General features: G+C 32.2%; 22 protein-coding genes. 16 read left to right on the top strand and 6 right to left on the bottom strand.

The genetic code is table 11. The features are described from left to right. Positions 1 to 403: 403 nt before the first annotated feature. Positions 404 to 1,534: a Fic family protein gene (locus tag HOG71_06875; GenBank protein MBT5990560.1), complete on the bottom strand. Its 1,131-nt coding sequence runs from the start codon at positions 1,532 to 1,534 to the stop codon at positions 404 to 406. A gap of 440 nt (positions 1,535 to 1,974) precedes the next feature. Between HOG71_06875 and HOG71_06870 the strand changes: the two genes are divergently transcribed. The 13 genes from HOG71_06870 (at position 1,975) to HOG71_06810 (ending at position 15,697) form a co-directional block, all read left to right on the top strand. Further along, positions 1,975 to 2,730 carry a response regulator transcription factor gene (locus HOG71_06870; protein MBT5990559.1) on the top strand — a complete coding sequence of 252 codons (756 nt, stop codon included), beginning with the start codon at positions 1,975 to 1,977 and terminating at the stop codon, positions 2,728 to 2,730. A 107-nt stretch (positions 2,731 to 2,837) separates the two neighbouring features. Further along, a complete protein-coding gene (locus HOG71_06865) occupies positions 2,838 to 4,703 on the top strand; it encodes a histidine kinase (protein MBT5990558.1) in 1,866 nt (621 codons plus the stop codon). Positions 4,704 to 5,214: 511 nt separating this feature from the next. Then, entirely contained in the window at positions 5,215 to 7,116 is a 1,902-nt protein-coding gene (locus HOG71_06860; GenBank protein MBT5990557.1) for a T9SS type A sorting domain-containing protein, read from the top strand. Between the two features lie 178 nt (positions 7,117 to 7,294). Continuing rightward, complete coding sequence (locus tag HOG71_06855) at positions 7,295 to 8,143, top strand: carboxypeptidase-like regulatory domain-containing protein (GenBank protein ID MBT5990556.1); 849 nt, start codon at positions 7,295 to 7,297, stop codon at positions 8,141 to 8,143. A 98-nt stretch (positions 8,144 to 8,241) separates the two neighbouring features. Further along, positions 8,242 to 9,651, top strand: coding sequence for a hypothetical protein (locus tag HOG71_06850; protein ID MBT5990555.1), 1,410 nt, complete (start codon positions 8,242 to 8,244; stop codon positions 9,649 to 9,651). Positions 9,652 to 9,699: 48 nt separating this feature from the next. Continuing rightward, positions 9,700 to 10,392, top strand: coding sequence for a DUF4386 domain-containing protein (locus tag HOG71_06845; GenBank protein MBT5990554.1), 693 nt, complete (start codon positions 9,700 to 9,702; stop codon positions 10,390 to 10,392). Between the two features lie 31 nt (positions 10,393 to 10,423). Next, entirely contained in the window at positions 10,424 to 11,245 is an 822-nt protein-coding gene (locus tag HOG71_06840; protein MBT5990553.1) for an amidohydrolase, read from the top strand. A 29-nt stretch (positions 11,246 to 11,274) separates the two neighbouring features. Further along, on the top strand, positions 11,275 to 12,108 hold the full coding sequence (locus HOG71_06835) for an alpha/beta hydrolase (GenBank protein MBT5990552.1): 834 nt from the start codon (positions 11,275 to 11,277) through the stop codon (positions 12,106 to 12,108). 271 nt (positions 12,109 to 12,379) lie between these two features. Beyond that, complete coding sequence (locus HOG71_06830; GenBank protein MBT5990551.1) at positions 12,380 to 12,931, top strand: hypothetical protein; 552 nt, start codon at positions 12,380 to 12,382, stop codon at positions 12,929 to 12,931. 36 nt (positions 12,932 to 12,967) lie between these two features. Continuing rightward, on the top strand, positions 12,968 to 13,531 hold the full coding sequence (locus HOG71_06825) for a hypothetical protein (protein MBT5990550.1): 564 nt from the start codon (positions 12,968 to 12,970) through the stop codon (positions 13,529 to 13,531). Positions 13,532 to 13,633: 102 nt separating this feature from the next. After that, positions 13,634 to 14,209: a Crp/Fnr family transcriptional regulator gene (locus HOG71_06820; protein ID MBT5990549.1), complete on the top strand. Its 576-nt coding sequence runs from the start codon at positions 13,634 to 13,636 to the stop codon at positions 14,207 to 14,209. Between the two features lie 101 nt (positions 14,210 to 14,310). Then, a complete protein-coding gene (locus HOG71_06815) occupies positions 14,311 to 14,958 on the top strand; it encodes a hypothetical protein (protein MBT5990548.1) in 648 nt (215 codons plus the stop codon). A 13-nt stretch (positions 14,959 to 14,971) separates the two neighbouring features. Next, positions 14,972 to 15,697, top strand: coding sequence for an NAD(P)H-binding protein (locus HOG71_06810; GenBank protein MBT5990547.1), 726 nt, complete (start codon positions 14,972 to 14,974; stop codon positions 15,695 to 15,697). Positions 15,698 to 15,982: 285 nt separating this feature from the next. Here the strand turns inward: HOG71_06810 and HOG71_06805 are convergent, their stop codons facing one another. The 5 genes from HOG71_06805 to HOG71_06785 form a co-directional block, all read right to left on the bottom strand. Beyond that, a complete protein-coding gene (locus HOG71_06805; protein ID MBT5990546.1) occupies positions 15,983 to 18,043 on the bottom strand; it encodes a M56 family metallopeptidase in 2,061 nt (686 codons plus the stop codon). A gap of 8 nt (positions 18,044 to 18,051) precedes the next feature. Continuing rightward, positions 18,052 to 18,429, bottom strand: coding sequence for a BlaI/MecI/CopY family transcriptional regulator (locus HOG71_06800; protein ID MBT5990545.1), 378 nt, complete (start codon positions 18,427 to 18,429; stop codon positions 18,052 to 18,054). A 359-nt stretch (positions 18,430 to 18,788) separates the two neighbouring features. After that, positions 18,789 to 19,982, bottom strand: a complete 1,194-nt coding sequence (locus HOG71_06795; GenBank protein ID MBT5990544.1) for an ATP-binding protein — start codon at positions 19,980 to 19,982, stop codon at positions 18,789 to 18,791. Positions 19,983 to 20,454: 472 nt separating this feature from the next. Beyond that, positions 20,455 to 21,669, bottom strand: a complete 1,215-nt coding sequence (locus HOG71_06790; GenBank protein ID MBT5990543.1) for a HipA domain-containing protein — start codon at positions 21,667 to 21,669, stop codon at positions 20,455 to 20,457. Between the two features lie 59 nt (positions 21,670 to 21,728). After that, positions 21,729 to 22,046, bottom strand: coding sequence for a helix-turn-helix transcriptional regulator (locus HOG71_06785; GenBank protein ID MBT5990542.1), 318 nt, complete (start codon positions 22,044 to 22,046; stop codon positions 21,729 to 21,731). 569 nt (positions 22,047 to 22,615) lie between these two features. Here HOG71_06785 and HOG71_06780 point away from each other — a divergent pair. From HOG71_06780 to HOG71_06770, 3 genes are all read left to right on the top strand, one after another. Beyond that, on the top strand, positions 22,616 to 25,228 hold the full coding sequence (locus HOG71_06780; GenBank protein MBT5990541.1) for a PAS domain-containing protein: 2,613 nt from the start codon (positions 22,616 to 22,618) through the stop codon (positions 25,226 to 25,228). 220 nt (positions 25,229 to 25,448) lie between these two features. After that, positions 25,449 to 25,958 (top strand): PAS domain-containing protein, encoded by a 510-nt coding sequence (locus tag HOG71_06775; GenBank protein MBT5990540.1) that lies wholly within the window; start codon positions 25,449 to 25,451, stop codon positions 25,956 to 25,958. A gap of 32 nt (positions 25,959 to 25,990) precedes the next feature. Next, positions 25,991 to 26,557: a PAS domain-containing protein gene (locus HOG71_06770; protein MBT5990539.1), complete on the top strand. Its 567-nt coding sequence runs from the start codon at positions 25,991 to 25,993 to the stop codon at positions 26,555 to 26,557. Positions 26,558 to 26,757 lie beyond the last annotated feature (200 nt).

The raw sequence follows: 26,757 nt of genomic DNA, 5'->3' as shown, positions 1-26,757 counted from the left end.
AAGTGGCACGGTTAGAACCGTAATCAATGTGGCTTAACACATGGTGGCACTATTAGAACCGAAAATAGTGGCACTAATAAAACCGAAATCACTGGCACTGATAGTCCGAAATGGCTGGCATGGTTTGATCCGAAATATCCATCAGTAATCAATCATAATCCTATAACATATCAATCATAAGACTATCAAGAACACCATATCACTAAAGAAAAATTAGTTGTCATTATGTTTCTTTTGTTTGTATTAAAGCACGATTTTTTTGTTGCCCATTGGTTGCCCAAGCGCTGTAAGTGTATAGATAATCAATCAACTAACATTTTTTGTATTGGCAAATAGCTGTCCTGGTGTTTCTTTTGGTTGTTTTTAGTTGTTTTCAAAGGACTTTTCAAGCAAAATCAACTAGCTATTCTGAAAGGATTCGATATAGTTCAAGGTTTAAATAATAATGATGACCTTCAATTTCCCTCTTCTCTAAAACCTTTAATTCACACAATCTGTTTAAGTAGTCTCTCGCAGTATTTTCAGCATAAGCTTTAGCATTTACAAGGTGATTTACCTTTGTGAAAGGCTGGGTAAACAAAAGTTCAACAAGTTTCTCAGGGTTGCGGAATTTTCTTTTGTCTTTTCTTAAATATTCTAGAATTGAATCTTTAGTTGAGACGATATCATTGATCTTATGAAATGTAATGTTGGATGTATATTCAATTGCTCTTAGTATAAAAAGAAACCAATCTTTCCAGTTCCCGCCTTGAGATATTCCTCTTAAACTCGAATAATAATCATCTTTATGATCTAATATATATCTGCTCAAGAATAAAATAGGGAAATCCAGTAATCCTTTATTAGTTAAATAATGAATGTTTAAAATCCTTCCAGTTCTTCCATTTCCATCTCTGAAAGGATGAATTGCTTCAAATTGATAATGACAGATAGCCAATTTCAATAGATGGTCAATATTGAATTCAATATCATCATTGAGGAAATTTATTAGATTATCAAGTTTTTGATTGATTATATTTTCTCCTCTGGGGGGAGTAAATACAACTTGACCAGCATTTGGTCCTGTACCACCTTGTTTGATTGTTGTATTTGAAAAATCCGGGCGAATAGAATCATTAGTTTGTTTTATTTCTTGAAATACTTTTACCAGATACTCCTTATCAAATAATTGTTTTTGTTTTAAATAATTAAATCCTGTCCATAGTGCTTCTTTATATCGAAGTACTTCTTTTGATGGGTTGTTAATTTCATTTCTCCCATCACTATAGGCCTTATATAACTCATCATCAGTTGTAAAAATATTTTCAATAGCACTTGAAATCTTAGCTTCTTGTAAGCTAATTGTGTTGATCAATAATCCCTGGTTTAGTATAATTGCACTTCTTCCGTGTAATTTTGCTAGAGCTGCTTTTGCTTCTCCTAGTTTTTCATATATCTCAATAGTCTGATATAACTTTTCATTTATTGGAAGTAGCGGAAGATCATTCCAAGGCGTATTTCTATCGGGATTGATGGTGTATAACAATTCAGACATTAAATTATAGATATTTTAAAGTTTGGAAATGATTTGACCTCAAAATTACAGATAATTTTAACACAAACATTAAAAAAATAGAAAAATGATGTATAGGTATGTGTGTGGCATTAAAAAGAGCATATGATTTATCAAGAGGCCTTAAAATGAAAGTTTTATGAATCCTTCAAATAGTACTATGAAAAGGGAAAATAATGAAGTCCTTACTTTGTAATTGGCTGTTTTTATTTAGCTTTTGCTTTCATTAATCTTGTTGCCCATTTGTTGCCCAAATGCTGTAAGTGTTAAGATAATCAGCTAACTAGCATTTTTTGTATTGGAAAGTAATAAATTTCAAGAAAAGTCGAAAATAGACACATTAAAAATCGGCATAAATAGTTCGGGAATTGTCCTTCTTGCTTCATCGAATTCATTATTTTTGGAATACTTTATTGTGATATATGGATTATACTATGGAGGTTTTTATAGTTGATGATGAGCAAAGAGCTCTTGATAGCCTATCAAAGTTGTTGACTAATTTTTTTGAGCACATCAAAATTCTCGGTACTGCATTGAATGTAGATGATGCATATTCACAGATTCTACAAAAAAAACCCCAGCTGATATTTCTGGATATTGAAATGGGAAAGGAAAGTGGGTTTAACCTACTGGAAAAGTTTGAAGAAATTGATTTTCATATAGTCTTCTTAACGGCACATGAAGAGTATGCTTTAAGAGCCATAAAGTTCTCTGCAATTGATTACATCATAAAACCTGCTGGCATAAGCGATTTGAAAACTTTGTTTCAAAAAATCAGTAACAATCCTATTAAGAGTAGTGATAATCAAAATATCAAACATATGTTTGGAAATTTCCTTACAAAGGATAAAAGTGAGCATAAAATAGCTTTACCTGTTACTGAAGGAATTGAATTTATTAAAGTAAATGATATAATATCTGTGATTGCAGATGGAAGCTATACTCATTTTTCTCTTAGAAGTAAGAATGACCTAACAGTTTCGAAGAATCTTAAATTTTTTGAAAGCATATTAACTGAATATGGTTTCTTTCGAATTCATAATTCGACTTTGATTAATCTTAAATACATTAAGATAGTAGGAAAGTCATCAGGTGGATATGTTGTGATGGAAAATGATGTTGAGTACAGCATATCAAAATCCCGTAAGGAAGAATTTATGAAAGTACTGTCTGTCTAAATACAAATTCAATTGCACCAGTTATTCTTTAAAATGGTCGAACTACAAATTTGTTTAAAACAAAAAGTAAAAATAACTTAGTTTTACGCTGATAAATTAATTTTGATATGCAAACAAACAAAGTTGACTATTTACTAAAACTTATTTCCTTTAGTTCAATACTAATTTTATGCCTCCCAAGTATAAGTACAGCCCAGCAATCAACACACAGTATTATTGACAGTCTGTTACTTGACGCACAAAAAGACAATCCTCCTAAAGTCAAGTTTGAGAAAGAGTTAAAATACATAAACCAAATACAGCGATTGTCTAGTGATTCAGCTTTAATACTTATTGATAAACTTATTGATACATATGAAGATAAGAACTTTGCTTATGCTGTTGGAAGGGCAAAGTCAATGAAAGCCTGGTATTTATTTTTTGTTTCAAAATATGAAGAAAGTCTGAAAATAGGTCATGAAGCACTTGAGCTACAATTGAAGAATAAGGATGATAGTTTAGGCATCGGATTAAGTCTTAACCGAATTGGGCTTGCTAATCTTGAATTTGGCAGATACAAGGATGCTGAAAAATACATGAGTGAAGCATTGGAATACTTCACTATGTGTAGGGATACTGCACATATCGACATGGTTATAAATAACCTTGGTGTTTTAGCATCTGAACAAAATCAGTTGGAAGAAGCAATTGGGTATTATAAAAAATCACTAGCACTTAGGATCATTCTCAAAGACTACTACTGGATAGCCTATTCCTATTATAACATTAGCGAATCCTACTTGAATATCAATACTTTGGATAGTGCTGAAAAATATCTCTTTAAAGCCTATGAAACATTCAGTACTAAAACGAAAGCAAAGAAAGTTCCTGGAATGGTTTTACTTGGAATGGCCGATTATTATAGACTAAAAGGAAACTTCCCAAAAGCCATAGAATATACTATTGCATGTATTGAAGATGCCGATACACGTGGACACACAGAAATGCTTATTGAAGGGAACAGGCTTTTGGCAGATGCTTATTATCAAAACAATCAATATAAAGAGGCTTATCTGACTGAAGTTAAGTATAAGGATTTAATGGTCACTTTTGATAGTTTGAATAACGAAGCTCAGGTTGCAGAAATAGAAGAGCGGTACCAAAATGCAGAAAAAGAAGTTAAAATAGCCCACTTAGAAGCAAGTAATTTAGAAGCAAAGAATGCAGCTCAAAAATCAAAGTTGTTTACACTCTATACTATAGTTGCTGCACTATTTTTTATTTTTACTATTAGCCTGATTTATTATAGAAAAAGACAGAAGCAAAAAATTCATAAATCACAAATCAATGCTAAAATAGCTGAAATTAAACTTATTGCACTTCGCTCTCAAATGAATCCACACTTTATTTTTAATTGCATTAATACTGCACAAAATTTTGTTTTAGATGCAAAAAAAGAGGATGCATACGAATATTTGGCAAAGTTTGCCAGGTTGCTAAGAATGGTGCTGGAGAATTCTTCAAAATCATATATACCCATAGAAGATGAAATAAGCCAGATTCGACTTTATGTGGAACTTGAATCTATACGATTTAGTAATGCATTTAATTATGAAATAATAGTTGATCCTGCATTGGAAGATGGAGTTGTTGAAATTCCAGCTATGTTTATACAGGCTTTTGTTGAAAATGCAATCATACATGGTTTGGTAAACCTCGATACCAGACAAGGAAAGTTAGTGATTGAATTAAAGCTGAAAGACAATTGTCTTTATTGCAAAATTGAGGACAATGGAGTAGGACGAAAAGCTGCTAAGGAAATAAAAAAACAAAAAGAGAAACACTATCAATCAGTAGCAATACCCAATATCAGAGAGCGGCTTGAGATTATGCAGGAATTTTCTGAAATTAAAATTGATATGGAAATTATCGATCTTGAGGAAAGTGATGCCCCCCAAGGTACACTGATAAAATTGAGGATGCCTGTAAAGTAAATAATGGTCTATATCGATTAAGGTGGGTAATATTGTGGTAAATCACAAATAGCAATGGTCAAATCACAAATAATTATCAAATTAAAAAAAGACAAAAAGCAAAAACACAGGATAGATGAAATGCCTTTCTGAACAAATGATCAAGTTTATAAATTGAAAATCAGTGGTTTACATGAAGCATTCACTTGTTCGGTTTGAATTTTTATAGATTGGCTTTTGTTATTTATTTGTGATTTGGATTGTTGATTATTGTGATTTCAGTTTAGTTGTTATCCACTATGAACAACATAGAACCTGAATTTTCAACCTGATCAATTCCCATATTGATCAGTTATGTCACCTAACTACTTCATTTATAAATTTTGTACAAATCATGAGAATAGTATAAACAAAACCAGAAGGATCAAACACAAACTCAAATGATCCATACACAAACCAGCCAATATTCTCTTTTTTTTACAATTTAGTTTTGCCTCAGAATTAATAATAAACAAGTTAAAAATATATTGTAATGAAAACAAATGCATTCTTAATGGTAACCATTATTCTCTGTTTTATATTCCCAAAAGCAAACGCACAGCAAACAGGGAATTTTAATACCACCGTCACTTTTATGAACCAAAGCAGGACATTAGCTTGTCACGTACCAACAAATTACGACTCTACTAATAATTGCCAATTAATGGTTTGTTTGCACGGTTTGGGTGATAATGCTACTAATTTTCGGAACGCACTTATTAATTCCTTAAACTGGCCTTCAATTTTCCCAAATACAATATTTATATGCCCTGATGGAGGAAGTGATGCAAATAAAGACTTTTATCAACCTTCAGGTGATGAATTGATTATTGACGAATGTATCAGTTTTGCCAAACAGAATTATTCAATTGATACAAATCAGATTATTCTTGAAGGCTTTTCTTTAGGTGGCAGAAGTGCGCTAAAATATGGCCTTGATTTTCCTGAAAAATTTAAAGGTTTACTCCTTAATACACCTGCAATTCAGGGATTGGCTGATGCCATTAATGATACTATGGTCAGCTTGGGTTTTAACTATGCAAATGCTTCTCATATACCAATTTATACCACTATTGGAGGAGAGGATATTCTTTATGCTATTGCTTTTGAAAAAGTTCATGAACTGCTTAAGAAAAATGATGGTATTGTTAAGGTTGTTGAAGTAAATGGACTTGGACACACAATACCCAATAGCAATTTTATTAGTCCTAGCCTACAGTTTTATGAAGATCCGTCAACTAAAGACTATGATATAGATTTATTTGAAATTGAAATGATTGATCGTTCATGTGATCCTATCATTTTCCCTAAATGCTATGTTCGTAATCTTGGAAGCAAAGTAGTTACATCGCTTGAAATCGAATATGATATAAATGGAAATACTGGCACATTCACATGGACTGGGAACCTTGACCTTTATGAGCATACTTTAATCAAACTGCCACAAATGGCTTTGGATTCAGGAACACATTTGTTAGAATTGAGTATTGGTATGATAAACAATTTGTTTTCAGATTCAATGATAGAAAATAACATTCTATCAAAATCTATTGAAATTGCCTTGGAAGGAAACTCATATCCTCTAATTGAAGGATTTGAAGGAGAGGCAGATAAATGGATATTTGAAGAAACGGGAAGTTTGTTTTCATGGTTCCTTGATGATGTTGTTAAAAAAGATGGTTTATACTCTATCGGCACATTCAATACCATTTTGTTATTCTATACAAATGGATATTCTGAAAGTTTTATGTCTCCTGTTATGGATCTTACATCAGTTCCTAATCCTAAACTATATTTTGATTTAGCATACAACTACCACAAATACACACCACCCTATTTTATAGATACTGTGTTTTTTGCTGATACATTGATGATCTCAATTTCTACTGATTGTGGACAGAATTATGAAACTATATTCAAAGAAGGTGGAGCTGATCTGGCAACTGCTAAAGATCCGATTCTGAATCCTTTGACTATCCAGGATTGTTTCTTTTCTCCAAAGAGTGATGAATGGGATCAAAAAGTAATTGATCTGAGTTCATACTCTGGTTTTTCTGAGGCAATTGTTAAGTTCACCTATACATCTAATATGGGGGGCTCAATAAATATTGACAATATTAGCTTCAAAAAAGAGTCTATTGCAATAGAAGAGGGCCAGAAAATGGCTTTCAGGATATTTCCTAATCCTGCTCAGGATATTTTGAACATTGAAGTAGATAGGCTAGAAAACTCAGACATAAGCTTGTTCGATGTTTCAGGCAGAAAAGTATTAAATACAAAAATTAATAATTTCTCAAATCAAATTGATATTTCAGGACTTAGTAACGGATTTTACAGTATTGAAATATTGTCAGGTAATGTTAGGATTTATGAGAAGGTGCTAATTGTAAAATAGTGTTAATCAGTTTATTGTTGATCACATCTATACTTACAACTGCTGACACACATATAAACAACAAATATGTTCCAATATTTCACGCAACTTCTAACAAATGAACTTGTCCTTTAATCTGTCTTTAAATAATCTCTTTTTGAATTAAATAGAATAAATAAAAAGCTTAAAAAACAATACAATGAAAAAAACAGTTTTACTATTTATGATTGGTTTTGTACTTATCATGAATTATTCTTTCGCACAAGAAACAAATGGTTTGTCTCAGACTATCAGAGGACAAGTCATCGATAAGGAAACACAAATAACATTAGCAGGAGCAACTATTATAGTACTTAATACAAATCCCTTAAAAGCAACCATTACTGATATTGATGGTAATTTTAATATTGAAAATGTTCCTCTAGGCAGATTTAATATTCAAGTAAATTATTTAGGTTATGAAACGTATACTGTTTCCGAAATGCAGATAACTGCAAGTAAGGAAGTAGTTTTGAAAATTCAATTACAAGAAAAAGCTTTTGCCCTAGATGAGGTTACCATTAAGGCTTATGAAAATAAAGCAGGAACTATTAATTCGATGGCTACAATAAGTGCCAGAACTTTTTCTGCAGAGGAAACACATCGTTATGCTGGTGGAATGGATGATCCTGCACGGATGGCTTCGGCCTTTGCAGGTGTTGCTGTTGGCAATGTTCAGGATAATTCAATTATTATCCGGGGAAATTCACCCAAAGGAGTATTGTGGACTTTAGAAGGTGTGGAAATTCCTAATCCAAGCCATTTTGCAGGGGCAAATGTTGCAGGTGGAGGTTTTACTACCTTATTTAGCAATCACTTATTGGCAAATTCTGATTTTTTTACAGGAGCATTTCCTGCCGAGTATGGTAATGCACTTGCAGGTGTTTTTGATATTAAGCTACGTAACGGAAATAATGAAGAAAGGGAGTATGCTTTTCAAGCAGGTGTAATGGGTATCGATTTTGCCGCTGAAGGTCCTTTCAAAAAAGGAAAAAAGCATCTTATTTAGTTAATTATAGATATTCAACTTTTGGATTAATAAAAAGCTTTATTCCTTCAGAACAAATTCCTGAATATCAGGATATTAGTTTCAAGTTTAACTTTCCTATGAAAAAAGGCGGAGAAATATCATTTTGGGGGATAGGAGGAAACGATAAGAATTCAGAACCTGTTACTGATGATTCAACTACATGGACATATAATTGGGATAGAGTTCAATACGATTTAACGACAAACATTGGAGTTGTTGGGCTGAAATACAAAAAAATAATTGGCAATTCGGCATATATTCATTCATCTATTGTAGCATCTACCAATAACTTTTCAATGGATTTGAAAAGAATGAATGATAATCTTGTTTTACAAGACAGCTTTGATATTAATAACACAACAAGCAAGTTCACTTTTTCGACATTCATTAATAAAAAGTTTAGCAAAAAACACACAAACAGAACGGGTCTGGTACTTAATAATATTTATTACAATGCACGTACAAAAGGGAGATACCAGGGTGAAATGATAGATTATAGTAACTCTAATGGTAGTAGTTATCTTTTACAAGCCTATACACAATCAAAATACGACATAAGTCCTAGATTACTTGCAAATATTGGTATGCATGCCCAATACTTTCTGCTAAACAATGAATATTCATTTGAACCTCGCTTAGCGATCAAATATAAAATCAACTCTAAAAACAATTTAAGTTTTGGCTATGGAAATCATAGTCAGTTAGAACCACTCAAAGTGTATATGTATCAAAAAGATATTATGGATGAAACGGTCTTTCCAAATAGGGAATTGACTTTTTCTAAAGCACATCATTTTATTATAGGATACGATTATTTTATTACATCAAATCTTAGAATGAAGATTGAACCTTATTATCAATACCTGTATAATATTCCAGTAATTGATAACGGTACTTGGTCTATGATTAATTATGAACAAGAATTCACCTTCGATAAAGTTCTTGTAAATGAGGGAACAGGAACTAATATTGGAATTGATTTTACCTTAGAAAGATTTTTGCAAAACAATTACTATTATCTGGTAACTGCTTCTTTTTTCGATGCCAAATATACTGGAGGCAATGGCAATACGTATAATTCTCGCTTCAACAAAAACTACGTATTTACTATTCTAGGAGGAAAAGAGTTTGTCTTTGACAAAAAGCCAGAAAAGACTAGAATTTTGAGCGTCAATGGAAGGATTTCTCTAATGGGAGGACATAGAATTGTTCCAGTTGATGAGGAATTATCCAATCAGCTAGAAGATATATATTATGATTGGAGCAATCCATACGAAGAACAAAACCCAACAGATTTTTTCCTTGATTTAACTATTAGTTATCGAATTAATAAAAAGAAGCAATCAAGTATTTGGACATTACAAGTTAAAAATTTAACACAAACACCTTCTAATTATATGTATCAATACAATATTAAAGAAGGTAAGATCGAAAATACAAGTCAGGCAATAATGGTTCCTTCTATAAGCTATAAAATTGAATTTTAGCTACATAGTATTTGATGATAACAAGTAAATCAAGAAATGAATATGGTCATGAATTCAAATAGAAAGATCGCAATTGTTGCGGGTATATTGATTATTCTTGGAATGCTTGCAGGTATGTTGAGTATTGTTCCATCCGTAGAAAGTCCAGATTATCTTACTAAAGTTTCTGCATATCAAAACCAAGTGCTAATTGGAGCTTTGTTTCAATTTACTTTGGTTCCTATATACCTAGGATTTGCGCTATTATTATATCCAATATTATACAAATACAATAAAAGTCTGGCTCTTGGATTTGTTAGTTTCAGAATAATTGCATGCGTATTTCAATTAGTAGGCGTAATCCTTCTTCCATTGTTTTTATCTCTAAGTCAGGAATTTTTGAAATACACAACACCAGATTTAGTATATTTTCAAACTTTTGGAGATGTTTTAAAATTAGGTCGTGACTTAGCAAATCATGTAGGAGTGATGTTGGCTACTGGTTTAGGCAACCTCATTTTGTTTTATGTATTCTATAAAACAAATCTAATCCCAAGATGGTTATCAAGCTGGGGCATTATAGGTAATTTCATAGCAATGCTGGCAAGTTTTTTAATCTTGTTCCGACTTATTGATGTTGTTTCATCTCAATTTATAGTTTTAACAGTTCCATTGGTTCTTCAAGAAATACTTCTGGCAATTTGGTTGATTGCTAGAGGATTCAATTTATCTGTAATTAATTCTAATAGTGATTTAGAATGAAAAATAATGAACACACAAAAGAAATACAAAAATGATAATAGATGGACATGCACATGCTTCGGGTGATTTTCTAAAACCAGAAAGTATTATTGACAATTTGGATATATACGAAGTTGATAAAGTGATACTTGTACCTGGAGAATTGGGAAGTGCTAAAAATTATTCTTTACCAAATTTAGCAAAACTGTTTCCTTCAAATAATGTGGTTAAAGCAACAAACCTATTGACAAAATTTGTAATTGGAATTGCTGGTACTGTTAAGCAAATTCCAAAAGGAAATGAACATGTTTACAATTTGATAAAGAAAACAAAAGGAAGAGCTATTCAATTCATTTGGATTACACAACAAATAGAAAATCCCATAAAATACTTAAATGACAAATTTGATGAATGGAATTTTAAAGGCGTAAAACTTCATCAATGTTGGGAAGATTATTCTATTGATTCAGAATTTTTCAGTGCTATTGCTGAATGGACAGAAAAGAAAAACTTACCCCTGTTTATTCATTTGTACTCTGATAATCAAACAAAACAACTCATTGAATATAAGAAAGGACATCCAAAGTTGAAACTAATTGTTGCACATTTATTTGGCCTCGAAATTTTTATAAAACATAAATTTAGAGATGAGAATTTGTATTTTGACACTTCAACCATCCAGCTCATTTCAACAAAAAGACTTAAAAACGCAATTAAATTTGTAGGAGCATCAAATATTACATTTGGGACTGACACACCTTATGGAAAACACAACTTAAAGAAAAATATTGATAGAATAAAAAGTCTTGATATTTCAACCAAAGAGAAAGAAATGATACTCGGAGAAAATATGAGAAAACTTTTGAATATATAAAGGGAAGAACAGAAAATAAGTACTAAATAATGGATATTAAAATCATAGCGACAGAACTGGGGGAAATTGAATACTCCTCGACTGGAAAAGGAAAACCTGTTTTATTTATACATGGAGGACATACAAATTGTAATTCAACACTTTGGCATAAAGAATTTGATTTAGACAAGTTCCAACTGATTACACCTACTCGCCCTGGTTATGGAAATACTCCCTTAAATAACAATACAACACCTAAACAACAGGCTGATTTGATAGCTTCTTTGTTGGATTATCTAAACATTGACAAAGTGATTTTGTACGGAATTTCTGCCGGAGGCTTAACTACTATCGAATTAGCCGGAAATTATTCCGATAGAGTAGACAAGTTAATTTTAGCTTCTTCCATATCAAAAGAATGGTTAGATAAAAAAGGGAGAATTTATAAAACTGCAAAGCGGATATTTAACCCAAAAGTTGAGGGAATTGTTTGGGGAATGATTCGGTTTTTTTCGGGATTGTTTCCAAATTTGATTGCAAAAAACTTTTATCCGCAGTTCACAACCAATTTGCCACATAAACTAATAAAAGAAAATGTGAAAGAGCTGATATCAATGTTTGAAAATTTTAGCTCAGGAACAGGATTTGTTAATGATATTGACCAAAGTATTAATCATAATATAATTTCTAGAATAAAATGTCCGACTCTAATAATTCATAGTAAGAATGATAATAGCGTTCTGTTTGAACATGCTTTGCACTCAAACAAAATGATTGAGAACTCAAAGCTTGTTGCGTTAGATAATGAATGGGGGCACTTATTTTGGATAGGAAATGACTCAAAACACTCAATAAGAAAAACAATAGAGTTTATAATAGAATAATGCCAGCACACAATGTATCTGGCGAATATAATATATGAAACAAACATGAGTTAAATCTACAAAAACAAGGAAATGACTATATGCGAGTTACCTGCCAGAATTCAGGCTGGCATCTGACAATTATTGGCCAAAAAAATTATAGTTTTAATTTGCTCGAAATGAAATAAGATTGTGCAAATGTTGACAAATCATTTGAGTTTAATTGAATAATAAAGGAATTTAGAGAAGGAAATAACTAAAAATTAGCACGCATTCAAAAACACAAATAACGATGAAAAATTTATTTATTACAGTTGTATTTATTATGAGTTTCGGATCCAGTCTTTTCGCTCAAAAAGGATTATTCATAAAGTTTAGTCTTGGATCAGGTTATACAAACGAATATTCAACTATTAATAGCTCTGGTTTTTCTATTGCAACTAAAAATCATGCAATTGGCTGGGGCATTACAGATAAGTTTGCTGTACAAATAGGAGAATTTGGAGGTTTGAATAAACAAAAAGTCGGAGATTATAATTTTATAAATCTTGATGCATTTGGACTGGGTTTTAGTTATCGAACTCCTATTGACATTAAAATATCTGTTTTAGGAGCATACAGTAAAGTATCGTTTGCCGAAAAATGGTCAGAAGCTTCTGGAGATGACGGTGGAAATGGATATGGACTAAATATGAGTATTGATAAAGAGTGGTTTATAGCAAAAAGATGGGGTATTCGCGTAGGTCCGCAAATATTTTGGCTCAAAACAATGGAAACTGACTATACATTTTTTAATGTAAGCTTAAATGGTAGTGTTGTCTTTTACTTAAAACCTGTCCGGTAAACTATAGTAAAAAGCTATGAATCATTAACTGAAAATATGAGAAAGACAATTTTTTTGCCCTTTATTCTTCTTTTGTTTAGTAGTTGTATTGTGACTAGAACACCTGGTTTTTATATTGGTTACAACCAACTAACAGACAGTGAGAAACAAAATATAGAAATCGTAGATCAGGATTCTTGTATTTGCAACCTTGGCAAAAATGGAAAAATACATGTTATAAATGGAGAACAATTAAGGGATTGTCTTAAAAGCAATGACACATCGATAATTTTTAAATGGGGACCAAATTGTTCAAGTAAATCATGCATACTTATTTCAGCTTGTCAAGATTATTGTTCATTGAAAAACTATAACTTATATGTAATAGCTGATTACTATGATATAAAGAAAATGCAAAGCCAAAATGTTTCTGATTTTCCAATGCTTATTGCCAATCATGATTTTTATAAAAGACAATATGCGAATAGTTTAAATAAAAAGTTCATAAATGATGTGCTTAATGGTCAGAGTATAAATAAGGAAAACATGTATAACAGATTTTTGCTATTTAAAGGTGATAAATTGATAAAAAGCATGAATAATTTATTTGAAATACATTAAAAACTTTTGCTAGTAATTAAGCAATAGCAACCTAAAGGACGCTACTGCTCATAGCCCAAATATATAGTGCATTATGAGTACGAACCAAGACAAGATAAATATATGGAAAACGAAATTTTAAAATATCTTTCAAAGTACATTCCTATCACTAATGAATTAGAAGAGGAAATTAGTAGAATCGAATTTATAAAGTGCTTTGATAATGGAACAGTTTTACTTGAAGAAGGAAATATCTCAAATGAATGCTATTTCATAATTAAAGGTTGTATTAGAAGCTTCTATATAAAAGATGGTGAAGAAAAAACAACGGAATTTTATACAGAGGAACAAGCAGTTATACCCTCAGTGTATGGTGATAAAATTCCTTCGGAGTATTATCTTGAGTGTATTGAAGATACCATAGTAGGAGTTGGTACGCCTGAATTGGAAACGGAAATATATCAGAAATTCCCACAGATAGAATCATTAAACCGTGCTTTAGGGGAAGCTATCATGGCAAAAAATCAGGATACATTTGCTGAATTTAAAATGGCATCACCAGAAGAAAGATATCTAGCTTTATTAAAAAACAGACCAGACGTAATCCAGATAGCTCCCCAGCATCAAATAGCAAGTTATTTAGGAATGAAACCAGAATCGTTAAGCCGCATTCGTAAACGAATAATGAGTCAAAAATAATACTACCATTTTTTTAATTTCTTAACTTAAGTCAACGAACTCAACTATCATGGTTCTGTAATTTTGGTGCAAAATAGTTAATCAACTAAAAACACAGAATTATGAAAACGAAAAGAATTGCATTAACATTATTATTTGCCTTGTTTTTAACACAGGTATTTTGTCAAAACTCAATTGAAAGATCAAAGAGTTCTGATATAAGCCCAGTCTTTGACCATAAATTTTCAGTGAGCACTGCTTATCATACATTTCTCAATTTTGGACAGGAAAAAACAAATACACACCATTATGAGTTTCATTTTAAATATGAACTTACTCCAAATGATAAAATTGGTATCAAAGTAGCCACATGGAAATTATTTGCTCCAATGGGAATACCTTTATGGGATCCACTCTTAATGAAAGAAAGTGAATTTTATCCTGGCAGGCTCAAAGAAAATGGTATTGGTATTACTTATCAGCGTATGATATGGAAGGGTTTATTCACTACAATAGAAATATTACCACAAGTAAAGACTTATTTAGACGAAACTGATAAAAAAATTGGTAACGGATTCAAATTATATACTTCTTATCACCTAGGTTATCATATTTCTTTGTTCAAAGATAGAATGTTTATAGAACCACAAATTCAATGTCAATATTGGCCAATTGACACTAACATACCTCAAGGTTTTAAGGTGAAAGATAGAAGTTGGAATAACTACTTCCTTTTTGAGCCAAATTTGTATATTGGAGTTAGATTTTAAAAAAATGATCAAAATGACAACATTAGTATTAGGTGCAACTGGTGCAACAGGAAAACAGTTGGTAGAACAATTGTTGAGTATGGGACAAAACGTCAAGTTGATAGTACGTTCCACTGGAAAAACAACTGACACTTGGAAGAATAATGACAAAATATCAATAATCAAAGCCAATATCTCAGAGATTAGTGTGGATGAAATGAAGAATTATTTGGTCGATTGCCAGTCGGTAGCTTCTTGTCTTGGTCATAATATAACTTTGAAGGGTATTTTGGGAAAACCTAGAAAATTAGTATCTGATGCCGTTAAATTGATTTGTATGGCAATTCAAAGTACCTCACCAGAAAAACCAATCAAGTTTGTGTTAATGAATACAACTGCTAACAGGAACAGAGATTTAAATGAACCCATTTCGATTGGAGAAAAACTATTGATGAGGTTAATTCGCTTATTTATACCACCACAATCAGATAATGAAAAAGCAGCCGACTTTTTAAGAGTGAACATCGGGCAAAAAAACAAATTAATTGATTGGGTTGCTGTACGACCAGATACCTTAACAAATGAAGATAACGTAACCGAATACGAGTTATATACTTCACCTATAAGGAGTGCAATGTTTAATCCAGGTAAAACAAGTAGAATAAATGTTGGTAATTTTATGGCTAGACTTATCGTTGAAAATGACTTTTGGAATCAATGGAAAGGGCAAATGCCTGTAATGTATAATAAAATGGATTAATTGCATGAATTCAACAGCCTACACATGGTCTAGTAACAATGTATAAAAAAAATAGGAGAGATAGTAGGAGAGTCACGAGTTGTAGCTCGCTTCAACTTTTATGTAATTCAAATTGATTTCTAAATGAGCTTTAACTATTATAGTATAATGCCGATGTAGTTCTGCCAAATTTGATTCAGCAAAATTATAATGATAAAATAGAAGCCTGCCCATATTTTTGAACGGAAAACTCCAAAAACATAGACAGGCAACTTGTTTGGCTTGTTTTTTTCACACGTTAACTTATCACTCCTCGTTCAAGTTAGTTTGAGATAAACGCATTGGATACTTCTTGCGTAATTCTTTTTGCAAATTAACTGGAAGATCCGAATACTTCATCCCATGTGTACTTATAGCGTAAGAATCCCTTAGTTTAAAAAGTACGCGGTATGTCATATCAATAACTGCTAGATAATCAGCATATTTAGTAGCGTTTTCCCATTCAAAGCTGGCAACATAATCTGGTGTTTCCTGAATAAACTTTTCTAACTCAATTTCAAGATCGGTGATATTTTTATCTGGTGATAAAACTATAATTCTATCGCTAATTGAAGCTTTATTGCTAATTGCTAAACCATCCTTCATTAAGGGAGGTAATTTTTGAGGAATTGCTGAAGAATGATATTGCAGAACAGAGGTGTTATTTGCAGGAATTGTTGCCAGAGCAACCTTGTTCAATTGCAACTCTCTAAGTATTTTGTACAATTCATGAACCGCTTTCATTTGAGTGTTTTTATCAATATATAAGCGGGAAGACACATAGGGCCTATCAAGAACATTAAATAAAGAAATCCTTTTTTGAATAGTCTCTTTTATAGTTTCAAAATTACACTGTTTATTCTCAACAAAATATTTATCAGAATACACATAAATGTTGTAGGTAAGACCTGGTTGATCCAGAATTTTGGACTCATCCATCTGTGGCAACTCAATATCAATAAATTCTTTCGGAATTAATGCCTCATATGAATTAGTATAATTTGTTTTTGAATACATAGAATATTTAGTGTCATTCCACCATATTTTCAGTTCTTCACCTACAAATTGATATTTTAACGACAATTCAGTATTACCATAATTCATGATGGTAAATTCATCGTCTTTTATGGTTATACTTAAATCAACAACTTGAACATCATCTGCTTTTTCAAGAATTGAAAGACTAGTGCCATTAAAATTCAATAACTTTCCAAATGTGCCGGGATGTTTGTTTTCCCATATTCCATCAAGATTATACATTTTTTCTGTCCCAAAATTCGTAAAATTGAAAAGTGGAGTATTAATAGTAAGATTAGCAAAAAGAAAGAATACAACCAAGGCTGTGGGTATTATCAATAGTGCTTTAAGTTTCGCGTTGAAACTGGATTTATTTTTTGTCATCATAACAATTCTTTTTTTAATGAATAATAAATTAAAATTATTAACCAACTCTATCGAAGGTATGCCGACCAAATGACTCAAGAGTAACGATTGATAATCAAATAATTCATATCCCAGATTTACAACTTTGCTATCTGCAATATATTCATGTGTTGTTTTAATTGCTTTTTGCAATTGCCATGTCAAAGGATTGAACCACATAAAGACAGTAATGCCATGTGCAATAAACAAGTCGAGCGAATGTCTCTGCCTAATATGAATTTTTTCATGAGCTAGAATTTGCTCAAACTCTTTGAGTAAAGTAGCTTCTTTATTTACAAAAATATATTTAAAGAATGAGAAGGGTGGAATTTGCTCATGAAGAAGAACCATCATTTGTCCATCTTTGAGTGAATGAGGATTGTTCTTTATGGTTCGAAAAAGCCACCTGGTTAAAAGTAGTAAGCGGATACTAAAAAAAGCTACACCTGCAAAATATACTATCAAAATAATTAGAGCAACATTTATAGCCTTTTTCTCGGTACTAGTGTACTGCATCGAATCCATGGAAACTTTAATTTCGTCAGTACTGGAAGTACTATTATTATGGGTAGTATTTCTACCTTGGAGTTCTTCACCTTCATATATCAATGGTTCATACTTAGCATAGTGCTTAGGAGTAAATTCAGGATCAGTCTTGGAAATAAGTTCAGCATAATAACTACGGATTTTACCTATTTCGCTAACCGAGTCATGAATGGGTTCAATTGATGAAATTTTAATCGATACATGTATTGCAGGCAGAATAAGTGAAACAACCATAATACTGATCAGATAAATCCTATTGAAGTTGAAATAGGTTTCCTTTCTGAAGAAAAACACATAAACCAGAAAAAGTATCGACATGCACAAGCAAGCCTCAAACAGATATAAAAGAAATGTTACCATAATTTCAACTATTCAGATTTTTTCTTTTGTTTAATTTCTTCTAACATTTTCATTACTTCATCAACCTCATTAACATCAAGGTTTTTGCTCTCAGAAAAAAAGTTCACTACTTTTTTAAATGAGCCGTTAAAATAATTGCTCACCAAGCTGTTCATTTGATTTTTACTGTATTCATCTTTTGATATCAAGGGGTAGTATTCATATGTGTTGCCATATTGATTAAAGGATACAATATCTTTTTTAACCAATACTCTAACAATTGTAGAAACCGTATTGTAAGGCGGTTTCGGATCAGGAAATTCATCTTGTATGTTTTTAATGAATCCCTTTTTTATATCCCATAATATTTGCATTATTCGTTCTTCAGCTTTTGTTAATGTCATCATAACAATTGAGTTTATTTTAATCGGCAATACAAACATACAACTTATAATTAAGTTATACAACTTAAATGTAAGTTAATCAACGTAGTAATGAGTTGCGATTATGTATAGCGCAGAATAACAATTATATAGGTATCGAAATAATAATTAAAAAATCGTCTATTTTAAATAAACGATTGGATTTTGAACCCTAAAGTCTGTGTGTTTTTTAATTCTGATTAAAACATCTATCGCATAAGGCTTACTGAAAAATCTATTTTTACTAAGGCATGGAATAATAAACTAGACCTTATAATTATTCATTTTTGAAATCTGAACTAATGAGTTTCATGTATCAACCTTAATTGCTTTTCAAATTGAAGTTAAATTTTTTGTTTTTCCTGTATTATTGTTAAAAAATCTAAAAGGCCAATTACTTCCACTTCTCTAGGTAAGGGGTAGCTTTCTTTATTTGCATTAACTACCCATTTTTGTGTTGCTCCAATATCACTACAAGCTTCATAGAATCCCCGTTTTAATTTAGGTGCAGATGATCGTTTTATTTCGATAGCCCAAATTTCATTATCGGGCGTATGTAATACTAAATCAATTTCTGTCTGGGTTGCTGTTCTATAATAATTGTATTCCCATCTATCATCTAGCTGGTTAATAATATTCTCAATCACAAATCCTTCCCAACTGGCTCCTATTATTGGGTGTGAAAATAATGCTTCAATATTAGATATTTGAAGTAAGCTGTGTAAAATACCGGAATCGCGAATATATATTTTTGGAGATTTTACCAGTCTTTTTTTGATGTTTCCCGACCAGGGTTCCAACTGTCTGACCATATAAAAGTCAGTAAGTATATCTAGGTAATTTCTAATTGTTGTATGACTTGTTTCTAAACTTCTGCCAAATTTGCTTAAATTGATTTGGTTTCCATGGTAATGAGCTAGCATTTTCCAGAATCGTTTAAGTTGTGTTGCTGCCACACCAACTCCCATTGCTGGTATATCACGTTCAATGTATGATGTGAAAAAATCATTTCTCCATTGCCAACTATCCTGCTCGTTTACCGCTAAATAACTATCAGGGAAACCTCCTCTAAGCCATAATTTTTCTAAATTAAATGTATCTTTTTCATCTTCATATAATTCAGTTAGTGATAAAGGGTTTAACTCAAGGTATCTGATTCTTCCAGCTAATGATTCAGATGAGTTTTGGAGTAAATCATTAGAAGCAGACCCCAAAAGCAAAAAATGACCTGCCCGTTCACCGTTTCTTTTTCGCTCATCTACAATTCCACGTAGTATTCTAAATAAATCAGGTTTACATTGGACCTCATCAATAATCAATAAATGTTCTGAAAACCTTTTCAAATAGGCTTCTGAATCAGTTAATTTATTAAAATCTGTATCAGATTCCAAATCAATGTAGGTTACAGGTTTTTTTAATTGTTTTGATACTTCAAGAGCCAGTGTAGTTTTTCCAACTTGCCTGGATCCAATCAATGCTACTACTGGCATTGTTTGTAATGCTTTTGCTAAATGCTGAAACCTTTCTCTCTTTATCATTAAATAAAATTTTATTGGCAAAGATATTAAAAAAACATTGCAAATTGAAAACCTGCCTTTCAATTTGCAAGGTTAATAGTTCGCATTTACCAATCTGCCTCCATGAAATACGTGATTAGACCTTATTTTAGAACCGCTGATTTTGTCTTTATTAAGTAAATATTCATTGTATAATTTGGTAGGTCATTTGGAAAAATGTGTCCGACTAAATGACATATTTGGGCAGGCTTTTTCGAGAACAAAGTAAAGAAAACTGAACCTTTTCGATCAATCAACTTAGATATTAAACAATACTAATTTATGTGAAAATCATAGCATTGACCTTTCACTCCTTAAGAAATTAGTTGTCATTATATTTCTTTTGTTTGGATCAAACCCCAACCTGCCGCAAGACTGCATCTTGTGGCCATACAATAACGTGAAACAACCCACAAGTCACAGACTTGCGGGAGTTTTGGTTGTTTTTAGTTTCTTAAATTATTTTTTCTGACTGTCGAAAAGCATTTGCCATTAATTCCTGCTCTTGTCTTGGAATATTATAGTTTTTTGCCAAGCGTCTCCAATTTTTTACACTTTGTTGAATATCTTGAATGATTTCAATAGCTTTATTTTGATTTATTCTGAAATACTCAATGACCTCAAGAGCTAGATCTAAATCAAGAGAGTTGTCATTTTCGGAAATGTTCAATGATAAACCTGTACCGGTAGAAACTGGGTTAATATCATAGGCCGGTGATAATATCCATCCCTTTTCGGTCAGAATAAACCCATGATTCCGTAAATGGTCATCAACATTTGAGACACAAATACTGAAAACAATACGTCTCCATAATTCTTCAAGATCTTTATTTACTCTTGCGCCATTTGACTGTATAAATTCTACAAGTTCCAAATAGCTAGCTCCAGTAGCATAATTATCACCATCAACATGATTTAATAGAGTCATGGCAGAAGAAAAATGTAGCCTTTCACCACTTGCTGTTCTGTCAAATCTTTTTGTCAGGTAGGTGTGATGATGACCAGAATAAATATTAGCTATAGAGTTAGCTATATTTATTCCGGTTTCTTTTGCCATTTCATTAGTTACTTTTTCCCATGCACCCATATTTGAAGAGTCGTGTTTACTAGGGAATTTGGCTATCCAAAGTTGTTTGTTTTCATCAATTATACTCGCTTTTGGACGTGCTCCACCTAAAGATGATCCAGGAGCTACCAACATATTTAACCATTTCGTATATTCTGGGTCATCTACAACATTTTCTTCTTCCAGTTTTAGACTAATTTGCTCTAATGCCCTGATTTTTGCCCATGGGGGGCTTGCAAATTTTTCATTATCGTCTAAAAATGGTCCATTCAGATCAGTTTTAAAACGTAATGCTCCCATTCTATGACCATCATATAATCCCAATAAATAATCACTTTCGAACAGATGTTTTTGATTCCTATTTTCTAAACGGGCTAATGCAGCTTCTCTTCTTTGCATCAATAATCTTCCCCAACGGTCAGGAGACGAATCAAGAAAAATGGAGAAATTGTTTTTATGTTCATCATTTAAATATTGTGGTCCTGAAAAAAACTGTAGATCAGGGTCTAGTAACTGTGAGCTTTGAGTTGTTAACCACTCATTATCATATTCAAATGAAAATACCTGGGAACCTCTTATATTTTCTGCATACAGAAGGCCCATTAATAGTGGCCCATTCAATCCGTGCCAATCAGCATACACATATATGGTATCTCTATTGTTCATGACTTTGTTTTTGGAGCCCTTCTTTTAGTAATAATTTTTGCATCCTGTAGTTTTCTTCCTAATTCATCATCTCTGGCAACCACTAGAAAATCTTTTTCCAAACCAAGAGCTTTCAATACATTCATGTAGTTACCAATACTAACCCCTTCATCACCTTTTTCAATCTTTATTAGCGTACTTCTACTAATACCAGCTCTTTCAGCCAACTGTTCACTACTAAGCTTTCGCCTTAACCTAGCCAGTTTTATATTTTCCCCAAATTCATTCAGAATTTGTTTTATTTTAGGAAGTAGTATTGGACTTTTGTTTGCCATAATGTTTAATTATACATGCAAAAATAGTTTAAAACGTTTTAATAAACAAACATTATAAGTAATTGTAGGCCGCAGAAACGAGTTTTGGAAAATCAGGGAAATAAATTTTAATAGACAACAGACTTAATGAAATTGTCATTTGTTTTATGCATGCTATAGCTTTCATTTATTTGACAAAACGGCCTGTTTTCTTGTTGCCCATTTGTTGCCCAAACGCTGTAAGTGTTAAGATAATCAATCAACTAGCGCATTTTGTATTGGAAAACGATCTTTGTAGAGATCAAAAAAAGGCAGATAATGGTCTTTGTATAAGTCAAAAAAGATGTGTATTTAAAATGCAAAAGCAATCCAATATAATAGATAAGTCGTTTATTTGGATGACGAGTTAATAATTCCTCACTTTTACTATCATAATGAATTTGGGTTTTCTCGTCAATTAGCCTACCTTTATACAGTTCAAAAAAAATATTTTTAGTAAAGAGTATTAATGTTAACGGTTTACTTCTGAATTGCTTTCCTTAATTAACCAATTGCAAGGTTTTCTTTATTAAAATAGAAAAATTACCGCTATGATAAAGAAAACTGATTCAGAGCAGGCGAATCCAAAACGCTCCGTAACATCCATCAAGAGTACAATTGGTTTTCCTATTGTAGGCATTGGTGCTTCTGCAGGTGGTCTCGAGGCATTGGAACTTTTTTTCAATAATGTCCCAGAAAATTGCGGGATGGCATTTGTTGTCATTCAGCATCTCGACCCAAAGCATGTTGGCATGATGCCCGAGTTGTTACAGCGCATGACTTCACTGATTGTAACGCAAGCTAAAGATAGGGGTGTCGTACAACAAAACTGTGTTTACGTAATCCCTCCTAACAAAAGCATATCCATTTTAAATGGGGCACTCCATTTATTTAGTCCGGTTGAATCGCATGGGCTACGCTTACCGATTGACATTTTTTTCCGATCTCTGGCCATCGACAGGCAAGAAAAAAGTATTGGAATTATATTGTCAGGAATGGGGTCCGATGGAAGCCTTGGGGTTAAAGCCATCAAAGAAAAAAATGGTTTAATCCTGATTCAGGATACTGCTAGTGCCAAATATGATGGGATGCCACGCAGTGCTTCTGAGGCGGTAAATGCTGATATTATTGCAAGCCCTGAGGAATTGCCTGGCAAATTAATCGCATATTTGAAAACTGGGCTACAACAAAAACCAGAAAGTGTTATAGAAAACAATAACAAAAGTGATATTGAAAAAATTGTCATTCTGCTGAGGGAACAAACAGGTCACGATTTTTCTATGTATAAAAACAACACCTTGTTCCGAAGGATAGAAAGGCGTAAAGATGTTCATCAAATTGAAAAAATAAACAATTACGTTCGATTTTTACAAGAAAATCCTGTAGAGATTGAAATCCTTTTTAAAGAGTTATTGATTGGTGTTACCAGTTTTTTCAGAGATGTAAATGTATGGGATATTCTAGGAAATGATGTTTTGCCAAACTTAATTCAAAAATCTAATAATGGGCATATTCTTCGTGCCTGGGTGCCTGCCTGTTCAACAGGAGAAGAAGCCTACTCCTTGGCAATGCTGTTTGCTGAAGCCATGGGGAAGTTTAAAAAGCTAAAGAATATAAGCTTACAAGTATTTGCGACCGATTTAGACATTGATGCTATTGAAAAAGCAAGAAAAGGTGTTTTTTCCAATAATATCATATCCGATGTATCTGCTGAAAGACTAGAAAAATATTTTATTGCTGATGGTGAAACCTATAGGCTAAAATCCTTTATTCGTGAAATGGTGGTATTTGCCCCACAAGATGTGATAAAAGATCCGCCATTTACCAAGCTTGATATATTGTCTTGCAGAAATATGCTTATTTATATGGAATCTGAGCTGCAAAACAAACTTATTTCGTTGTTTAATTACTGCCTCAATTCAAATGGAATTTTGATACTGGGAACTTCAGAAAGCCTTGGCAAGCAAAGTAATTTATTCACAGACATCAATCCCAAATTGAAAATATTTCAGCACAAGAAATCATTGGTTTTACATGACATTATTGATTTCCCAAGTTCATTTTATAATACTAAACAAGAATCAGCTACAATGAAAAAAAGTCCTAAAATAGTTGAGAATATTCAAACCATTACCGATCAAATATTGCTTCAGCAATTTGCACCAGCCAGTGTTTTGGTAAACGACAAAGGCGATATTGTGTATATTACAGGTCGTACCGGAAAATATCTTGAACCGGTTGCTGGTAAGGCAAACTGGAATATTTATGCCATGGCTCGTGAAGGATTGAGAGATGTTTTGCCCGGAACTTTTCGAAAGGCAATGCAAAACTTTAGTAAAGTCAAAATTTCAAATATAAAGGTAGGGATTAATGGAGGCACCCAATATATTGATCTTATTGTTCAGCGCTTAGAAAAACCAGAAGCTCTCCATAATATGATTATCTTCATTTTTAAAGATGTTGATGAAATTATTAAGCCTGATGATATAGGTTCAAAAACAACAAAACAGATTTCAACATCACATCAAAAAGAGATCGAAATGGATCTGAAAAGATGTAATGAAGACTTACAATCGTTGCGTGAAGAAATGCAAACATCACAGGAAGAGCTGAAATCAACTAATGAAGAATTGCAATCCACCAATGAAGAGTTGCAATCGACCAATGAGGAACTGACTACTTCAAAAGAAGAAATGCAAAGCCTGAACGAAGAGCTTCAATCGGTAAATGCTGAACTTCAGAGCAAAGTAAATGATTACTTACGTGCAAATGACGATATGAAGAATTTGCTCAACAGTACCGAAATTGCTACCCTCTTTCTCGATAAAGAATTGAATATTCGTAGATATACCGAACAGACAACCAACATATTTAAATTACGAGAAGAAGATATAGGCAGGCCATTTACTGATCTTGTAAATCATCTTCATTATCCTGAAATTGAAACTCATGCCAGGCAGGTTTTAAAAACACTCACATTTATTGAATCCTCTTTGTCAACAAATGATGACAGGTGGTTTAGTATCCGAATTATGCCTTATAGGACAATGGAAGATCGCATTGATGGATTAGTTATTACATTTACAGATATAAGTATTGCTAAAAAATTAGAACTAGAATTGATAAAAGCGAATGAAAAACTTAAGGAAATAAAGAAAAGCTAAACGTATTGCAACATATTTGTCTCAGCAGAGTCTCTCGCAGAGGAGGACTCTGATGTCAGCCACGCTGATGTTACGCATTACAAGCAAAACATCAGTGTCCCTTGCAGGAGACACGGATGAGACAGAACTGGAATTGATAAAAGCAAATGAAAAACTAATTGAAATTAAGAAAAGCTAATTCGTATTACATACTAATTGATGAAAAAAGAGAAATTTCCCAATGAAAACATCAAATAAAGAAGAAGCTAGAAACCTTCGTAAAAGAGCTGAAGAGATTTTTAAAAATAAAACAAAATCGAATGTTCCTCTTTCTGAATTCGATACTATGAAGCTTATTCATGAGCTGGAAGTACATCAAATTGAATTGGATATGCAAAACGAGGAGCTGCTTAATGCAAAAATCGAAGCCATTGAAGCCAAAGAAAAGTATGTTGAATTATATGATTTTGCACCTAGTGGCCATTTTTCTTTGTCAACAGAAGGTCAAATTTTAGAGTGCAATCATGCAGGAGCAAAACTGTTCGGAAAAAATCGATCTGAATTAATTAATAGAAAATTTGTCTTATTTGTCTCAAATAGTTCAAAAATTGTTTTTAAAGATTTTCTTGAAATTGTTTGTCAAAGTAAAACAAAAGAAGAAAGCGAAGTAAGACTTATGTCGGATAAAAATGAGACATGTGTTGTTCTACTTAGTGGCCTTTTTGTTGAAAAAAGTAATACCGCCTATTAACTGCTGTTGATTTAAGTTCACAAAAACAAGCCATGGAAGATTTGAAATCTTCAAAGCTTTTTGTTGAAGAAATTATCAATGCCATCCCGGTAAGAGTATTCTGGAAAGATAAAGATCTAGTTTATTTAGGCTGTAATACAGCTTTTGCAAATGATGCAGGATTATCAGACCCTGAAGACATTATTGGTAAAGATGATTTTCAAATGGTATGGAAACAACAGGCAGAACAGTATAAGAATGATGACCTGCAAGTAATTAATAGTGGCTTATCTAAAAAGAATATTGAAGAAACGCAGGACACCCCTGAAGGAAATACCCTCACACTTTTAACAAATAAAATACCTTTATTCGATTTAGAGAAAAATGTTTGTGGGGTAATTGGATCCTATGTTGACATTACCCATTTGAAACAAGTGGAAGATGACCTAAACAATCACCGCTTAAATCTGGAAGAAATTGTTGCTGAAAGAACCAAAGACTTAAATGAAAAAAACAAAGAATTAGATCGTTATAATCAATTATTTGAAGGAAGGGAATTCCGAATTAAGGAACTTAGGGATATAATTAAAGAACTAGAAAGAAGGCTTGAAAACATATAGCTGTTTTGTAATTGGCTAATAACTGGCTTAGTAAAATTCTTCATTTTTTTACTAAGTCATATTTTTTGGGAGTGTAAATCAAACTCTGTCTGGTTATAATTTCCTTTAATTTCAAATTTATAATAATATTCATAATGCTGTTGTAATGTTGGTAACTTTTAGCTTTAGCGTTTAAAAAGTTATCAATATTTCAATGGCTT

It is taken from the genome of Bacteroidota bacterium (genome assembly GCA_018698135.1).
Lineage (GTDB): Bacteria > Bacteroidota > Bacteroidia > CAILMK01 > JAAYUY01 > JABINZ01.
The sequence above is the reverse complement of the archived record's forward strand: the minus strand, read 5'-3'. Positions and strand labels throughout refer to the sequence as shown.

Excerpts from the sequence above, each read along its gene's own strand:
- HOG71_06875 (MBT5990560.1), bottom strand. The coding sequence starts at position 1,534 with ATGTCTGAATTGTTATACACCATCAATCCCGATAGAAATACGCCTTGG.
- HOG71_06870 (MBT5990559.1), top strand. The coding sequence starts at position 1,975 with ATGGATTATACTATGGAGGTTTTTATAGTTGATGATGAGCAAAGAGCT.
- HOG71_06865 (MBT5990558.1), top strand. The coding sequence starts at position 2,838 with ATGCAAACAAACAAAGTTGACTATTTACTAAAACTTATTTCCTTTAGT.
- HOG71_06860 (MBT5990557.1), top strand. The coding sequence starts at position 5,215 with ATGAAAACAAATGCATTCTTAATGGTAACCATTATTCTCTGTTTTATA.
- HOG71_06855 (MBT5990556.1), top strand. The coding sequence starts at position 7,295 with ATGAAAAAAACAGTTTTACTATTTATGATTGGTTTTGTACTTATCATG.
- HOG71_06850 (MBT5990555.1), top strand. The coding sequence starts at position 8,242 with ATGAAAAAAGGCGGAGAAATATCATTTTGGGGGATAGGAGGAAACGAT.
- HOG71_06845 (MBT5990554.1), top strand. The coding sequence starts at position 9,700 with ATGAATTCAAATAGAAAGATCGCAATTGTTGCGGGTATATTGATTATT.
- HOG71_06840 (MBT5990553.1), top strand. The coding sequence starts at position 10,424 with ATGATAATAGATGGACATGCACATGCTTCGGGTGATTTTCTAAAACCA.
- HOG71_06835 (MBT5990552.1), top strand. The coding sequence starts at position 11,275 with ATGGATATTAAAATCATAGCGACAGAACTGGGGGAAATTGAATACTCC.
- HOG71_06830 (MBT5990551.1), top strand. The coding sequence starts at position 12,380 with ATGAAAAATTTATTTATTACAGTTGTATTTATTATGAGTTTCGGATCC.
- HOG71_06825 (MBT5990550.1), top strand. The coding sequence starts at position 12,968 with ATGAGAAAGACAATTTTTTTGCCCTTTATTCTTCTTTTGTTTAGTAGT.
- HOG71_06820 (MBT5990549.1), top strand. The coding sequence starts at position 13,634 with ATGGAAAACGAAATTTTAAAATATCTTTCAAAGTACATTCCTATCACT.
- HOG71_06815 (MBT5990548.1), top strand. The coding sequence starts at position 14,311 with ATGAAAACGAAAAGAATTGCATTAACATTATTATTTGCCTTGTTTTTA.
- HOG71_06810 (MBT5990547.1), top strand. The coding sequence starts at position 14,972 with ATGACAACATTAGTATTAGGTGCAACTGGTGCAACAGGAAAACAGTTG.
- HOG71_06805 (MBT5990546.1), bottom strand. The coding sequence starts at position 18,043 with ATGGTAACATTTCTTTTATATCTGTTTGAGGCTTGCTTGTGCATGTCG.
- HOG71_06800 (MBT5990545.1), bottom strand. The coding sequence starts at position 18,429 with ATGATGACATTAACAAAAGCTGAAGAACGAATAATGCAAATATTATGG.
- HOG71_06795 (MBT5990544.1), bottom strand. The coding sequence starts at position 19,982 with ATGATAAAGAGAGAAAGGTTTCAGCATTTAGCAAAAGCATTACAAACA.
- HOG71_06790 (MBT5990543.1), bottom strand. The coding sequence starts at position 21,669 with ATGGGCCTTCTGTATGCAGAAAATATAAGAGGTTCCCAGGTATTTTCA.
- HOG71_06785 (MBT5990542.1), bottom strand. The coding sequence starts at position 22,046 with ATGGCAAACAAAAGTCCAATACTACTTCCTAAAATAAAACAAATTCTG.
- HOG71_06780 (MBT5990541.1), top strand. The coding sequence starts at position 22,616 with ATGATAAAGAAAACTGATTCAGAGCAGGCGAATCCAAAACGCTCCGTA.
- HOG71_06775 (MBT5990540.1), top strand. The coding sequence starts at position 25,449 with ATGAAAACATCAAATAAAGAAGAAGCTAGAAACCTTCGTAAAAGAGCT.
- HOG71_06770 (MBT5990539.1), top strand. The coding sequence starts at position 25,991 with ATGGAAGATTTGAAATCTTCAAAGCTTTTTGTTGAAGAAATTATCAAT.